The 16,550-nt window shown below is 34.1% G+C and carries 10 protein-coding genes; 7 read left to right on the top strand and 3 right to left on the bottom strand.

Going from position 1 to position 16,550, the window contains the following annotated elements; translation table 11 throughout:
• Nucleotides 1-61 precede the first annotated feature (61 nt).
• Both DMB65_RS11450 and DMB65_RS11445 read right to left on the bottom strand, forming a co-directional pair.
• Nucleotides 62-436, bottom strand: a complete 375-nt coding sequence (locus DMB65_RS11450) for a DoxX family membrane protein (RefSeq protein WP_110306788.1) — start codon at nt 434-436, stop codon at nt 62-64.
• Between the two features lie 227 nt (nt 437-663).
• Nucleotides 664-1,869 carry a vWA domain-containing protein gene (locus tag DMB65_RS11445; protein ID WP_110306787.1) on the bottom strand — a complete coding sequence of 402 codons (1,206 nt, stop codon included), beginning with the start codon at nt 1,867-1,869 and terminating at the stop codon, nt 664-666.
• 216 nt (nt 1,870-2,085) lie between these two features.
• On the opposite strand from DMB65_RS11445, the gene DMB65_RS11440 reads away from it, so the two are divergent.
• From DMB65_RS11440 to DMB65_RS11430, 3 genes are all read left to right on the top strand, one after another.
• Nucleotides 2,086-3,384 (top strand): anthranilate synthase component I family protein, encoded by a 1,299-nt coding sequence (locus tag DMB65_RS11440; RefSeq protein WP_110306786.1) that lies wholly within the window; start codon nt 2,086-2,088, stop codon nt 3,382-3,384.
• A 28-nt stretch (nt 3,385-3,412) separates the two neighbouring features.
• Nucleotides 3,413-4,423 carry a dipeptide epimerase gene (locus tag DMB65_RS11435; RefSeq protein ID WP_110306785.1) on the top strand — a complete coding sequence of 337 codons (1,011 nt, stop codon included), beginning with the start codon at nt 3,413-3,415 and terminating at the stop codon, nt 4,421-4,423.
• Between the two features lie 93 nt (nt 4,424-4,516).
• Nucleotides 4,517-4,978 carry a DUF1456 family protein gene (locus tag DMB65_RS11430; RefSeq protein ID WP_110306784.1) on the top strand — a complete coding sequence of 154 codons (462 nt, stop codon included), beginning with the start codon at nt 4,517-4,519 and terminating at the stop codon, nt 4,976-4,978.
• 183 nt (nt 4,979-5,161) lie between these two features.
• On the opposite strand, the gene sucC is transcribed toward DMB65_RS11430, so the two are convergent.
• Entirely contained in the window at nt 5,162-6,355 is a 1,194-nt protein-coding gene (gene sucC / locus DMB65_RS11425; protein WP_031453708.1) for an ADP-forming succinate--CoA ligase subunit beta, read from the bottom strand.
• A gap of 417 nt (nt 6,356-6,772) precedes the next feature.
• On the opposite strand from sucC, the gene gltB reads away from it, so the two are divergent.
• The 4 genes from gltB to DMB65_RS11405 all read left to right on the top strand — a co-directional run bounded on the left by gltB (nt 6,773) and on the right by DMB65_RS11405 (nt 15,703).
• Entirely contained in the window at nt 6,773-11,287 is a 4,515-nt protein-coding gene (gltB, locus tag DMB65_RS11420; protein WP_110306783.1) for a glutamate synthase large subunit, read from the top strand.
• Between the two features lie 4 nt (nt 11,288-11,291).
• Nucleotides 11,292-12,746, top strand: a complete 1,455-nt coding sequence (locus DMB65_RS11415) for a glutamate synthase subunit beta (RefSeq protein WP_110306782.1) — start codon at nt 11,292-11,294, stop codon at nt 12,744-12,746.
• A gap of 215 nt (nt 12,747-12,961) precedes the next feature.
• Nucleotides 12,962-14,179, top strand: coding sequence for a diaminopimelate decarboxylase (lysA, locus tag DMB65_RS11410; protein WP_110306781.1), 1,218 nt, complete (start codon nt 12,962-12,964; stop codon nt 14,177-14,179).
• Between the two features lie 597 nt (nt 14,180-14,776).
• A complete protein-coding gene (locus DMB65_RS11405; RefSeq protein ID WP_110306780.1) occupies nt 14,777-15,703 on the top strand; it encodes a phosphatase PAP2 family protein in 927 nt (308 codons plus the stop codon).
• Nucleotides 15,704-16,550: the final 847 nt, after the last annotated feature.

The following is a 16,550-nucleotide window of genomic DNA, read 5'->3' as shown; positions in this document are numbered from 1 at the left end:
AATATACCAAACCCGACATTTTTTAAGTGTCGGGTTTTTATATTTTAGACTGAAAATTAAATTATGCTTTAAAAAGGCTTCTGTAGTTATCCCAATATCTGTAAATCAAGAATAAGTTAGCCAAAAATAATAATGCGGCAAGTGGCAAACCTTCCGGGGCAAGGAAATAATTGATAAACAAAATGTTTACAGTAATTGGTAAGATTAAAATATTAGCCAATGTTACGTAACGTCCAGTTAAAAATGCAATTCCACAAAGTAATTCTATTGTTTTTGCTAAAGGCAATAAATAAGTTGAGGCAACCAGTCCCATATTAAAAGCCTTAAAATTACCGGTCGTTTCTGGTTCCGGAGCAAGCTTAAAGAAGAAAATAATAGAAGCAGAGAGTAACAAAAGACCAATCAAAACCCGGACAACAATAGTAGCAATTTTCATAATATTAAATTTAATAGGTTAAAATATATAAATTATGTGCTTGAAATCGTCTAATTAAATTCCCTAAAAGAGTTTTAAAAAAAAAAATATCTTCTTGATAATTTTTCAATAAAAGCATTTTTATTTTGGAATTAATTGAAAGCTCTATCAAAGATAATCATTTTTTAATTATGAAATCGCTATTTTATTAACACTTTGATTGGGTTTTGCTTATTTTATTTGGATATTTATTTTAAACTTTCATTGATTAAGCGTTCCATTAATTTATTTAAATATTCTACTTGATAATCTCCTACAGATGCAACCAGATGATCATTTCCAATTCCGCTGTCATTGGTTATAAAAACATATGTTCCATTAGTGGCAATTGCCATATAACGCATTAAAAATTCTGTTTCTTTATCAATGCCACTAGCCGTTATCGGAATAACTCTGATTCCCTTTTTACTGGCTGTTGCAATCAAATCGTGAATTTCTGAGATAATCTGGTCATCGTAATGAGGAGGAGCATCAAGAACAAGAAATAAAATTCTGGAAGTAGCATTTTCAGACCATTCTAAGTCATTTATAGATTTATCTAAAGCAGTTTCGACAGCTTCAGGAAAGTCTCCGCCTGCTTCAGCAGATTGTTCTTTTATAAAATTGACAGTATCATCAATGTCTGTAGAAAAATCAGATACTTTTGTTATGTAATCTTCTCCTTTATCTCTGTAAAAAACAGCCCCCATATTTATTGTAACGTCTTGGTTTTTATGACGTACTTTTGATATTACATCGGTTAATTCTTCTTTCAGGTATTCTAATTCATCTCCCATAGAACCCGTTGCGTCAACCATAAAAGCAATATCGACCTTTTTTTCTTTATTTTCTTCGGTATAATTTTTTAAAACTAAACGATTAACTTTTTTATCGCTGTAGGTTAGAATGTTTTTAAAAATCTGACTGCCAATTTTGATTTTGAAATTTTGATTGTCTGGCTCTTTCTCATTTCTTAAAGAGGGCCATAATTCTGCATTTCCTTTATTGTTTGTTCTGGAAGACCAAATGATATTGTTTTGAGAATTAAGCAGCAAAACAGGTACATCAGCTACATTCTCAAAATTCGATTTTACATTCACAGAAACCCTGTCTTTTAAATTATATTTCCAGTAATCACTCATTTCAGAAAATTCAGAATTTCTATTTAAGGATTCCCAAAATTTCCAATTGCTTAAATCATTCCATTCTCCGGCAGTAATTTGTCCGGCCTGAATTTGTTGTTGATCATCGCTTTCTGAATATTCAGATTTTGAAGATTCTGCGTCTGCACGATCTTCTGTGGCCGAGGATTCTATTGTTACATCTGCAGAAGATGTTGCATCTGCTTTTTTACAGGAAAATAGTAATGCGATGATTACTAATATGGTCAAACTTAATTTTGGAATTGTTTTCATAAAAGGTTTAAAGGTTGATTAATAATTATGTTATTTACACGATGTAAATATTATTTTCGTTAAAAACAGTGAGAGTAATTTTTTGATCAAATAGCAAAATGAGTTTAATAATTGGTGTTAATCTCGTGTATTAAAAAGCGTGCCAATATTTTTTTAAGATTACTTTATTGAAGGATTTTTTTTGTCGTAATTTTGAAGTCTAAAATCTATTCATTTTTGAGAGTTTCCATTCACAAGTATATTTCAAATCCAGAGCAATTTAAACAACAGCTTTTAGGCTGGTCACAACAATTTCGCGAAGTTGTTTTTTTGGACAGCAATTCCTATCCGCAAGAATATTCCAGTTTTGATTGTTTAGTAGCTGTAGATGCTTTTACATCTTTAAAAACAGATCTTCATAATGCTTTTGAAGATTTAAAACAATACCAGCAAACTACAAAAGACTGGCTTTTCGGGTATTTGTCTTACGATTTAAAAAATGATATTGAGCCTTTAAAATCATCAAATTTTGATGGATTATATTTTCCGGATTTATTTTTCTTTCAGCCTAAAAAAATATTAATCTTAAAGGAAAACCAGCTTGAAATCAAATACTTGTTTTTTTGCGATGATGAGGTAGAGCAGGATTTTGAAGAAATTATTCATAGTAAAAACGATTCGTTTGACACATTGGATAAAGTCAAAGTAAAACAACGAATTTCAAAAGAATTATATCTGGAAAAAGTAACAAAAATGCTGGAACACATTCACGCAGGTGACATGTATGAAGCCAATTTTTGCATGGAATTTTATGCCGAAAATGCCGTAATAAATCCTTTGGAAAAGTTTCAAAAACTGAATCAGATTTCAAAAGCACCCTTTTCAGTTTTCTTTAAAAATAACAAACATTTTTTGCTTTGTGCTTCACCGGAGCGCTACCTGAAAAAAGTGGGAGATAAAATCATTTCTCAGCCGATAAAAGGAACCTCCAAACGATTTTTTGATACCATTGAAGATGAAAAATCGAAACATAACCTGGAGAACGATGCAAAAGAACGAGCTGAAAACATTATGATTACTGATTTAGTCCGTAATGATTTATCGCAGACAGCACAAAAAGGATCGGTTGAAGTCGCAGAACTCTGCAAAATTTATTCCTTCTTGCAGGTACACCAAATGATTTCTACAGTAACTTCAAAATTAGATGCTCAATACTCACCAATTGATGTTTTAAGAACAACTTTTCCAATGGGAAGTATGACGGGGGCTCCAAAAATTTCGGTCATGAAAATTATAGAAAATCAGGAAGAAACCAAACGGGGATTGTACAGTGGGACAGTGGGGTATTTTACACCAGAAGGCGATTTTGATTTTAATGTAGTGATCAGAAGTATTTTGTACAATCAGGAAAATAAATACGTTTCATTCTCTGTTGGAAGTGCCATTACCGCTCAGTCTGTTCCTGAAAAAGAATACGAAGAATGTTTATTAAAAGCAAAAGCAATGGCTGAAGTTTTAAAATCTTCTGGTATTTGAAAAAAAATAATCTGAAAAGTATCTTTTTATGCAATTAATCTTAAGAACATACCATTTAAAACTAAAGGACACTTTTAGAATTTCTAGAAAGTCAATTGATTTTCAGCCTTCGTTAATAGTAGAATTGCATGACGATGGGTTTTCCGGATATGGAGAAGCAACTTCAAACGCATATTATAACATTGGAATCGAAAACATACAAAGTGATATTGAACAATGCAGGGATGTAATTGAAACAGCTTCTGATGAAATCCCGGAAGAATTTTGGAATAAAATAAGCGCTTATTTTAAGTATAATCCTTTTGCTCTTTGCGCATTGGATAACGCTTATAATGATTTATACGCACGTAAAAAAGGAGAAAAATTATATAGTTTATGGAACTACAATATTTCTAATAATCCATTGACTAATTACACTATTGGAATTGATCGTATTGAAAATATGATTGCCAAAATGATTGGATTTCCATGGCCAATTTATAAAATAAAGCTTGGAACACCAGAAGATATGGCAATTGTGACTGAATTACGAAAACACAGTGATGCTATTTTTAGAGTCGATGCCAATTGTGCCTGGACTGTTGAGGAAACATTGTCAAATGCTGTTATTTTGAAGGATTTGGGGGTCGAATTCATAGAACAGCCTTTAAAGGCAAATGATTGGGAAGGCCAGCGGGAGTTGTTTAAAAATTCTGTTTTGCCCATTATGGCTGATGAAAGTTGTATTAAAGAAGGAGATATTGTTAAATGCAGTAATCACTTTCACGGAGTTAATATAAAATTAATGAAATGCGGTGGAATAACACCCGCACGAAGAATGATCACAGAAGCTAAAAAGTTAGGATTAAAAACCATGGTAGGCTGCATGACGGAATCTACAGTTGGTATTTCTGCAATTGCCCATTTGTTGCCCGAATTAGATTATGTTGATATGGATGGAGCGTTATTACTGGCAAAAGATATTGCGAGTGGTGTAACAATAAAAAATGGTAAAACATATTATCCTGACAGAGCCGGAACGGGAGTGATTTTGTTCTAAGATTTCCTTTTAAAATAGTGTACCTTTGCAAAATAAACGATGCTGAGGAAGAAAAAAAAAACTTGAAACCTCAAACCTGAAACAAAACAAAAAATGACAAATAACGATATCTTAAAAAAACTTCGCGTGGCTTTAATGCTCCGTGATGATCAAATAGTTGAAATTTTAGAATTAGTAGATTTTAGAATTTCAAAATCAGAATTAGGGGCTTTTTTCAGGGCAGAAGACCATCCTAATTATATGGAATGTGGCGATCAGGTTTTGAGAAACTTTCTGAATGGATTGGTAATTCATTTAAGAGGAACAAAGGAAAATCCTAAAAACCCGAATGATGTTTTAGCGAAACATAAAGCTGAAATTCCGAAGAAAGAAACGTCAAAAGAAAGACCTGAATTTAAAGCGAGCCCAAAAGATTCAGAAAGAGCAAGAGGTGATCAGAAAACTTTAAAACCCGGAGCTGCTAAAAAAACTTTCAAGAAAAACAATTCGAAAGCTACGCCAAAAATACAAGTTGTAGAAAAAGTAGTTTACAAAAACGGAAAGAATAAAAAATAATTAACGGCACACGTTGTTTAAACGCAAATTTCGCAAAGCTTGATCATAAGCTTTGCGAAATTTGTGTTTATATTGAATTGAGTCTTATAAATTAAAAATCTTTGCGCACTTTGTGGTTAAATCAAAAAAAAAATCCATTCGTTTTGCGAATGGATTTTAATATATAACTAATGTCTTATTTGATTAAGAAAGAGCAGCTTTAACCTGATCTGCAGCTTCCTGAAATTGAACAGCAGATAAAATTGGCATACCAGAGTTGTCAATTAATTCTTTTGCAATTTCAGCATTTGTTCCTTGCAAACGAACAATGATCGGCACATTGATAGCGTCACCCATGTTTTTGTAAGCATCAACAACTCCCTGAGCAACACGGTCACAACGAACGATTCCTCCAAAGATGTTAATTAAAATTGCTTTTACGTTTGGATCTTTTAGGATAATACGGAAAGCAGTTTCAACACGTTTAGCATCAGCAGTACCACCAACGTCAAGGAAGTTAGCAGGTTCGAAACCAGCATATTTAATTAAATCCATAGTTGCCATTGCAAGACCAGCTCCGTTTACCATACATCCTACAGTACCGTCAAGGTCAACATAGTTCAAACCTACTTCTTTGGCTTCTACTTCGATTGGGTTCTCCTCACGGATATCACGCATTTCAGCGTATTTTGGTTGTCTGTATAAAGCATTATCATCGATATTTACTTTAGCGTCAACAGCCATAATTTTATTGTCGGATGTTTTTAAAACCGGGTTGATTTCAAACATAGAAGCATCGGAACCAATGTAAGCATTGTAAAGTGCATCGATGAATTTCACCATTTCTTTAAAAGCATTTCCGGAAAGCCCTAAGTTAAAAGCAATTCTTCTTGCCTGAAATCCTTGTAATCCAACAGAAGGATCAACTTCTTCAGTAAAGATTAAGTGTGGTGTGTGCTCAGCAACTTCTTCGATATCCATTCCACCTTCAGTAGAATACATAATCATATTACGACCTGTAGCTCTATTCAATAAAACAGAAACATAAAATTCAGACGTTTCACTTTCACCAGGATAGTAAACATCTTCTGCAACTAACACTTTGTTTACTTTTTTACCCTCAGCAGAAGTTTGAGGAGTAATTAATTGCATTCCGATAATTTGTCCTGCAATTTCTTCAACTTGTTGTAAATTTTTAGCCAATTTAACTCCACCGCCTTTTCCGCGACCACCTGCGTGAATTTGTGCTTTAATTACGTGCCATCCTGTTCCGGTTTCGGCAGTTAATTGTTTTGCAGCAGCTACAGCTTCAACTGCATTATTAGCTACAATTCCGCGTTGAATACGTACTCCGTAGCTTGCTAAAATTTCTTTTCCTTGATATTCGTGTATGTTCATAATATAGAATTTGTCTGGTTCTGAATTTATTTCAGAATAAAAGTGCGACAAAAGTAGCAAAATTGAACTTAAAAGTAAAATCTTTTTTAATTAATAATAAACCAATTTCAGTTTGTTAAATAAATGTGTTTTAAAGTCAAAAAAAAGTTAACTAAACATGTCTTAATTATTAATTTTAAATCACTATATCGTTTTAGAATTAACAGAAAAGCAAGGGATATTTGCTGTAGATTGTTGATTTTTCTTAAAATAATTTAAAATTGAATTGTCATTTTGGCAATTCACAATGCTTTATATAATAATATTATCATTTAAGAACCCTTTTTCTAATATTCCTATAAAAGTGTAAGGTAAAGTGTGATTTGGGTATATTATATTTAACGAAATCTTTATTTTTGTAAAAAAAAAATATCAAGAATGAAACTAAAAGAACAAGGCCTTTATTTGCCAGAATTCGAGCATGAAAATTGCGGAGCTGGTTTTATCTGCAATCTTAAAGGAGAAAAGACAAACCAAATTATTCATGACGCTCTTGAGATTCTAGTTAAGCTGGAACACAGAGGAGGAGTGAGTGCTGATGGTAAAACAGGAGATGGAGCTGGACTTTTAATAGATATTCCTCATGATTATTTCAAGAGGATATGTGATTTTGAATTGCCCGCTGCACGTGAGTATGCTGTTGGAATGGTATTTTTACCAAAAATTAAGAATCAATATGATTTTTGTAAAGATGTTTTTGAAAAAGAAGTTAAAGCACAGGGGCTTTCTGTTTTAGGATGGAGAGAGGTACCGGTTGATTCTTCTCAGCTTGGCGAAATTGCCGCAGCATCAGAACCAGCTATTGAGCAAATCTTTATTGGAAAAAACGAAGCTATCGACGATGCTGTTTTTAAAGCAAAATTGTATGCGGCGCGTAAGATTACTGAGCATAGTATCAGACAGTCAAAAATATCGCAAAGCTCATATTTTTACGTTCCAAGTTTATCTACTACAACCATAATATATAAAGGTATTATCATGCCTGAAGATATTGGTCCGTATTATACTGATTTACAACAAACGGATTTGGTAACCCGTCTGGCATTGGTACACCAGCGTTTCTCTACCAATACGATGCCAACATGGGAATTGGCTCAGCCTTTCAGATATATGTGTCAGAATGGAGAGATCAATACGTTGCGTGGTAACGTGAGTAGAATGCGTGTTCGTGAAGAAATTATGAAAAGTGAGGTTTTCGGACCACAAATAGATAAGTTATTCCCAATCATTTTACCTGGAAAATCAGATTCTGCTTCTATGGATATGGTTGTAGAATTACTAACACACACAGGTAGATCATTGCCAGAGGTAATGATGATGATGATTCCTGAAGCTTGGGAAAAACATAAAACGATGTCTCCTGAAAGAAAAGCATTCTACGAATACAATGCTTGTATTATGGAGCCATGGGATGGTCCTGCTTCTGTGCCATTTTCAGATGGTGATTATGTTGGGGCTTTATTAGACCGTAACGGATTAAGACCTTCAAGATATACTGTTACTAAAAGTGGTAAATTGATTATGGCTTCTGAAATTGGAGTTGTAGATATTGATGCTGAGGATGTAGAAAGTCACGGTAGATTAGAGCCAGGGAAAATGTTCCTGGTTGATATGAATGAAGGACGTATTATTAATGATGAGGAAATTAAAAGCAAAATTGTTTCTGAAAGACCTTATCAGGAATGGCTGAACCAATATAGATTACATTTAAGGGATGTTCCTGAAACATCTGATGTTTGTCCGGTTGAAACGATCGATTTACCAACAAGAGAACGTCTTTTTAATTATACATTAGAGGATATTCAGGATATGATTACGCCAATGGCTCAAACAGGTAAAGAAGCCTTGGGATCAATGGGTATTGATACACCTCTTGCTGTATTGTCTGACAGACCGCAATTAATTCCAAATTATTTCAAACAATTATTCGCTCAGGTAACCAATCCTCCCTTGGATGGTATCCGTGAAGAAATTGTTACAGATATTGCTTTGAATTTAGGTCAGGATCGTAATATTTTTGATATTACAAGCAAGCAATGCCGTAAATTAAGAATTCAGAATCCGGTTATTTCTAATGGGGATTTAGAAAAAATCAGGACGATTTCTATTGATAATTTCAAAGCTGAAACATTCAAGATTTTATATCCTAAATCAGAGGGTATGAATGGTTTAGAAAATGCTTTGGACGCCATTATTGTTCAAATTACAAAAGCGGTAGAAAGAGGTACTAATATTATCATCCTTTCTGATAGAGGAGTTAATAAAGAATTTGCGCCAATTCCTGCATTATTGGCTTGTTCGTATGTAAATCATCAGATGAACCGTTTACGTAAGCGTTCTTATTTTGATATTATCATGGAGTCTGCAGAGCCTCGTGAACCGCATCATTTTGCTACATTATTCGGATACGGAGCTAGTGCGATCAATCCTTATATGGTAAATGAAATCATTCGTGTTCAGGTTCAGGAAGGATTTATCACAGGAATTTCAGAACAAAAAGCGGTTGATAATTTCAATAAAGCGATTGGTTCAGGAATTTTGAAAATTATGAACAAAATCGGAATCTCAACGTTACATTCATACAGAGGTTCTCAAATTTTTGAAATCGTTGGATTTAATTCTAAATTCGTTGAAAAATATTTCCCATACACCACTTCAAGAATTGAAGGTATTGGTTTATATGAGATTGAAAAAGAAATTACAGAAAGATATAAATACGCTTACCCTGATAAACTAATTTCAAACAGATTAGGTTTGAATATTGGAGGGGAATACAGATGGAGACGTAATGGAGAACGACACTTGTTTAATCCTACTACGATTGCCAAATTGCAACAGGCTGTTCGATTGAGCGATCAGGATAGCTATGATGTGTATTCAAATGCAATTAACGATCAGGCTAAAAATTTGATGACTATTCGTGGATTATTTGAATTTGATAATTTAAATCCAATTCCATTAGAAGAAGTTGAACCCTGGACAGAAATTGTAAAACGTTTCAAAACGGGAGCAATGTCTTACGGATCGATTTCAAGAGAAGCACACGAAAATTTAGCTATTGCGATGAACCGTATTGGAGGAAAATCCAATTCAGGTGAAGGAGGTGAGGACAGAAAACGTTTTCAGCCGGACATTAACGGAGACAGTCGTAACTCGGCTATCAAACAAGTTGCTTCAGGACGTTTTGGAGTTACTTCTCACTATTTGTCAAGCGCAAAAGAAATCCAGATTAAAATGGCTCAGGGAGCTAAGCCCGGAGAAGGTGGTCAGTTACCAGGGGAAAAGGTATTGCCATGGATTGCAGAAGCACGTAATTCAACTCCTTTCGTAGGATTGATTTCGCCACCGCCTCACCACGATATTTACTCTATTGAGGATTTGGCACAGTTAATTTTTGACCTGAAAAATGCCAACAGAGAAGCCCGTATCAATGTGAAACTGGTTTCAGAAGTAGGTGTTGGAACAATCGCTGCCGGTGTTGCAAAAGCAAAAGCAGATGTGGTTTTAATTGCGGGTTATGACGGAGGAACAGGAGCTTCTCCTTTAACATCATTGAAACATGCTGGACTTCCTTGGGAACTTGGATTGGCAGAAGCACAGCAAACATTAGTTTTAAACAACTTAAGAAGCAGAATTGTCGTAGAATGTGACGGTCAGTTAAAAACAGGTCGTGACGTAGCTATCGCTGCTTTATTAGGAGCTGAGGAATTTGGTTTTGCAACTGCTCCTCTTGTAGCTTCAGGTTGTATCATGATGCGTAAATGTCACCTGAATACTTGTCCTGTCGGAATTGCAACTCAGGATAAAGAATTGCGTAAAAATTTCAAAGGAACTCCTGAGCACGTTATTAATTTCTTCTATTATGTAGCAGAAGAATTAAGAGGTATCATGGCGCAACTAGGTTTCAGAACATTAGCTGAAATGGTAGGTCAGACTGATAAAATCAATTCAAACAAAGCTATTGAACATTATAAAGCTAAAGGACTGGATTTATCTTCAATTTTACACAGACCTGATGCATACAAAACAATGCCGGTCCGTAATACAGAAAAGCAGGATCATAGTTTAGAAGGTGTATTGGATTTTCAAATTCTGAAAGATTCTCACAGAGCTTTATACAGAAAAGAAAAAATGACTTTAGCATATCCAATCAACAACATAAACCGTTCTGTTGGTGCTATTGTAAGTAATGAAATTTCTAAAATATACGGTCACCTTGGATTACCTGAGGACACCTTAAATATTAATTTTACTGGTTCTGCAGGTCAGAGTTTGGGAGCTTTTAGTGCTCATGGATTAACATTTACTGTAGAAGGAAATACGAATGATTATTTAGGAAAAGGCTTATCCGGAGCTAAATTAATCATCAAAAAGCCTGCAAAAGCAACTTTTGTAGCTGAGAATAATATCATTGTTGGAAACGTTTGTTTATTTGGTGCAATCGAAGGTGAAGCTTATATTAACGGTATAGCCGGAGAGCGATTTGCAGTACGTAATTCTGGAGCGATTGCTGTAGTGGAAGGTGTTGGAGATCACGGTTGTGAGTACATGACCGGAGGAAAAGTTGTCGTACTGGGTAGTACAGGACGTAACTTTGCTGCAGGTATGAGTGGAGGTATCGCTTATGTCTATGATCCTGAAAACAAGTTTAAAAACGGATTGTGTAATACTGAAACAATTGAATTTGAGGTAGTTGAGGGTGCTGATGCTGACGACTTAAGAAATTTAATTGAAAGACACGTTGCGTACACAAACAGCAGTAGAGGAACACAACTATTAAACGATTGGGCAACTAGCTTGAACAATTTTGTAAAAGTAATGCCTACGGAGTACAAAAAAGCGTTAAAACGTCTGGAAACAGAAGAACAAATGGTAGAAGAATTAACAGCATAATACAATGGGAAAAGTAACAGGTTTTAAAGAATTCGAAAGACAAGACGAATCATATATAGAAGTTAAAGAACGTGTAACGAATTATAATGAATTTACGATTCCTTTGAGTGAAGCTGAAATTACTACTCAGGGTTCTCGTTGCATGGATTGTGGTATTCCTTTTTGTCACAGTGGTTGTCCTCTTGGGAATTTAATCCCGGATTTCAATCATATGGTCTACCAGGAAGAATGGCAAAAAGCCTCATGGATTTTGCATTCAACCAATAATTTCCCTGAATTTACAGGGCGTTTATGTCCGGCACCATGCGAAAAAGCATGTGTACTGGGACTTATTGAAGAGCCAATCGCTATTGAAAATATAGAAAAAAACATCGTTGAGCGTGCTTTTAAAGAAGGCTGGATTAAACCACAGCCACCAAAAGTAAGAACTGGTAAAACAGTTGCAGTTGTAGGATCAGGTCCTGCAGGTTTAGCAGCAGCACAGCAATTAAACAGGGCAGGTCATACGGTGACTGTTTTTGAAAGAGATAATGCAATTGGAGGTTTATTACGTTATGGAATTCCAAATTTTAAATTAGAAAAAGGAATTATCGACAGGCGTCTGGCTATTTTAGAAGCTGAGGGAATTACCTTCAAAGTAAATACAAATGTTGGAGTAAACTATTCAATTGAAGATTTAAAAGCATTTGATTCTATTGTGCTTTGTGGAGGTGCTACAGAAAGAAGAGGCTTACCTACTCCTGGAGCTGATGCAGATGGTGTAGTTCAGGCTATGGATTTCTTAACCCAACAGACCAAAGTGGTTTTTGGAGAGAAAATTGAGAATCAGGTGTTGGCAACTGGTAAAGATGTCATTGTAATTGGAGGTGGGGATACAGGATCTGACTGTGTTGGTACATCAAACCGTCACGGTGCAAAATCGGTAACAAATTTTGAAATCATGCCTAAGCCACCAGTTGGCAGAAGTGCATCAACTCCATGGCCTTACTGGCCATTGCAGTTAAAAACATCAACTTCGCACAAAGAAGGCTGTGAAAGAGACTGGTTAATCAATACGAAAGAATTTATCAAAGACGAAAAAGGTAAATTAATAGCTTTGAAAACCGTAAAAGTAGAGTGGAAAATGGTTCCCGGACAGCGTCCTGAATTACTTGAAGTTGAAGGCTCTGAAAAAATATGGCCTTGCGACTTAGCTTTATTGGCACTTGGATTTACAGGTCCTGAAAAAACATTAAGCAGCCAGCTAGGACTGGAAATTGATTTTAGAAGCAATTACAAAGCGAATAATTATCAAACGAATGTTCCGAATATATTTACAGCCGGGGACATGAGAAGAGGACAATCTTTAATTGTTTGGGCAATTTCTGAAGGCAGGGAAGCTGCTCGTCAGGTAGATATTTATTTAATGGGCAAATCAGATTTGCCTACTAAAGAGGGAGGAGATTTACCCGGAGTATAATAATTATATACATAAAATCATAAACGGCTGTTCATATTGACAGCCGTTTTGTTTTTTAAGATCCAATTTCTAAAAAAAAATCTAAAAATGTTTAGTATTTAAATAAAAAACATGTAACATTTAAAAAACAAACAATTTGTTATAATTTGTTATTTTTCTGCAATTTATTTGTAGAGTATGAAAAGTGTAATACATTTGCTTAAAATAGATTAATAATGCAAGCAAAAGATTTACTGCAGTTAGCAGACCAATTTGGAAGTCCATTGTATGTTTACGATGCCGAAAAAATCCAATCACAGTACAGGAGATTAACCAAAGCTTTCTCTAAGGTAGAAAACTTAAGAGTTAATTATGCCATGAAGGCATTGTCTAACGTTGCGATTCTTCAGTTATTAAAGAACATGGGGTCTGGCTTAGATACTGTATCAATTCAGGAAGTTTTATTAGGACTTCATGCTGGCTATAATCCTGATAAAATTTTCTTTACTCCTAATGGAGTTTCCCTCGAAGAGATTGAAGAAGTTGCCGCCATGGGGGTACAAATCAATATTGATAACTTATCAATTTTGGAGCAATTCGGTACAAAATATCCACAAATTCCGGTATGTATTCGTATCAATCCGCACGTAATGGCAGGAGGAAATGCAAATATATCTGTAGGTCATATCGATAGTAAATTCGGAATCTCTGTTCATCAGTTACCACATTTATTGCGAATTGTAGAAAATACAAAAATGAATATTGTGGGTATTCACATGCACACAGGGTCAGATATTTTAGATATCGAAGTGTTCCTGTATGCTGCTGAAATTTTGTTTGATACGGCTAAACATTTCAAAAACCTGGAGTTTTTAGATTTCGGAAGTGGATTCAAAGTACCTTACAAAAAAGACGATATTGAAACAGATATTGAAGAATTAGGTAAAAAATTATCAAAAAGATTCAATGCTTTCTGTTCAGAATATGGCAAAGATTTAACTTTGATTTTCGAACCAGGGAAATTCCTTGTGAGCGAAGCCGGTTTCTTCTTGGCAAAAGTAAACGTGGTAAAACAAACAACTTCAACAGTTTTCGCAGGAATCGACAGTGGTTTCAACCATTTGATCCGTCCAATGTTTTATGGCTCACAACATCATATCGAAAACATCTCAAATCCAAAAGGAAAAGAGCGTTTTTATTCTGTGGTAGGATACATTTGCGAGACCGATACATTTGCCAACAACCGCAGAATTCCGGAAATTACCGAAGGTGATATTTTAGCGTTCAGAAACGCAGGAGCATACTGTTTCTCAATGTCATCCAACTACAATTCAAGATACAAACCAGCTGAGGTTTTATGGATGAACGGACAGGGAATCCTGATTCGTCAACACGAAACATTCGAAGATTTGCTTAAAAATCAAATTCCGTTGCCAGTAGAAGCAACAGTTTAAAAATAAAAAAAAAGAGAATATCAATTCTAAAGTCCCGTTCCCGAAAGGTGAATGGGATTTTTTTTGCCCAGTATTGTCATTCCGACAAAGGAGGACACGAGCGATAGCGAACTGGCGCAGCAATCTCCGCAAAGTAACCACAAAGTATAGTAACCTGAAACTTTAAACCTGAAACCTGAAACTTTTCTTGGGCGTGTCCCTCCGGGTCGGGCTTTCGGCTATATCTTTTATTCCGCGCCGCTTCATAAAAGGATACCGCCTCTATCCCTCACGCATTTGGTTTTATGAGAAATGAAATTTATTTAAGAGTAAAAAAATCATTTGCAGGAATGATATGGTATGAAGCTTCACTCAAGTTATTTCAAATAATCCTAAATCAGGAACTTTTCTTTTTTTTGCAAAAATTTGATATTTAATAGTTTGTAGTGAAAAGAATTTGTAATCTATTAAAATTCTTACATATTTTTTGTTATATTTGAGATAGATCCTGATTATTTAATTTAAAATATTGATTTTTAGTGTTTTATCTGATATTTTTTCACGGGTAATTATCCATTAGTATACATTGAATAAGTTTTAATTTAAAATTATTTTACTATGAAATTTTACATTATAATCTTTTTTAGCATACTTTCGATTGCCTGCTTTTCCCAGAATGACAGCCTTAAGGTAAAAAAAGAAAATCGATTCAAAGTAGCAGGTTCTGTACTTGCAGACAGCTTTTTCAGTGTTCCAGGTGATTTTTCAGCAATGGGGCATACTATTTCAAGTGACTGGAAAAGAACAGCGCTTTATACCGCAGGAATAATTGGTTTAATAGCTGTTGACAAACAAACAACGGGTTTTCTGCACGATAAAATAGAACCTAATATTGATTATAGCTTACCTGAAATTAAAAGCACGATCCCTCATGTAATTGGAACCGACTCCTATATTGTTTATCCAATCATCGGACTATATACAGGTTCCTTAATCTTTAATAGCGAAAAAGGACAAGTTGTTGCTGCCAATGCTGTTAAATCTTTAGCATATTCGTATGTTGTAACTCAAATAATTCTAAAAACGATGACATCAAGAAATAGGCCTCAAAGAAAAATAAATGATGATAAGCTTATCGTAGAGCCCTGGACAAAAAATCCATGGAATTTTGGAAACTACGATAATATTCATTTTGGACACGGAGGTACCGGTACTTCATTTCCTTCGTTTCACGCTACCTCTTATTTCGCTGTTGCCAAAGTATTCCAAATGGAATACAATAACTATTGGATACCTTATACATTTGTAACTGCGGTATTTCTTTCAGATATACAAAGTCATGATCATTGGGTTTCTGACTTACTAGTGGGAGGATTATTAGGTACAATAATTGGTCGGTCTATTGTACTCAGTAGCCGCAAGCAAAGGGTAAGGAATGATCGAAGTGTTTTTAACTATCATTCTAAAAGAATTAGAATGCAGAAACAATTGATACCTCAGATTTCAAATTCTATGGTTGGTTTCCATTTTATTGGGAGTTTTTAAAAATTAAAAAACTCAATCCATCTGATTACCTAAATTATTGATTTTAAATTAGTAATGAAGCCAAGTTAAAATCAATAATTTTCAGTAAGGAGGTATACTAAATACTTTAATAGCCTTTATACGAGCTTTGGTATAGAAAACACATAGCTCAAAACTACAAATAGTAAACTAAATAAAAGAATAAGTGCGCTAATTGCGATAATATTCATTTTTTTGTTTACATCATAATCTGTTTCAGAATGATTTTTCTGCAAGTTAAATTCATGCTCACTTTCAATTTTGGGATACTTGTTAGTCATAGTTAGGGGGTTATGTTGTTGAAGTATAGTTGTTTATATTAGAAATAATTCTTTTGGTTTTTCATTTTTTGATAATTTATTTTTTAATGCGGTTAATATACTATTTTAGCTTGATATAATTTCAAATTTTGTAAAAAAAAATATTATTTTTTTTCAAGGTTATTCAATGCTGAATTATCAGATTAAAACTGTACTATTTATTTTTCAATATTACTGATAATTTATTTTATTTATGATAAATTATAATTCATTTGATATAAATTATAAACCATAAACAATCAGAACATTGCTATATTATTGATTTTTTTTATTTAAGATCTAATGCAAAAAAAAACAAAATTTTCATTAAAATTAATTTTATTTATTCGTAATGGGATTGTACACAATCACTCATAATTAAATAAAAAAAGTTATCTTTAATCATTGTTGTCCGCTAAAAAAAGAAGCCAAATTAATGGCTTCTAAAATAATCGTAATTTAGAGTTGCAAAATTCAAATAACGATGGGTAAAAATAAGTATTTTTCGACTAAGTCTGTTTTCGGACAGC

This window comes from Flavobacterium cheongpyeongense (genome assembly GCF_003202435.1).
GTDB lineage: Bacteria > Bacteroidota > Bacteroidia > Flavobacteriales > Flavobacteriaceae > Flavobacterium > Flavobacterium cheongpyeongense.
Note: the sequence above shows the minus strand (reverse complement) of the source record. Positions and strands in the feature narration are given on the sequence as shown.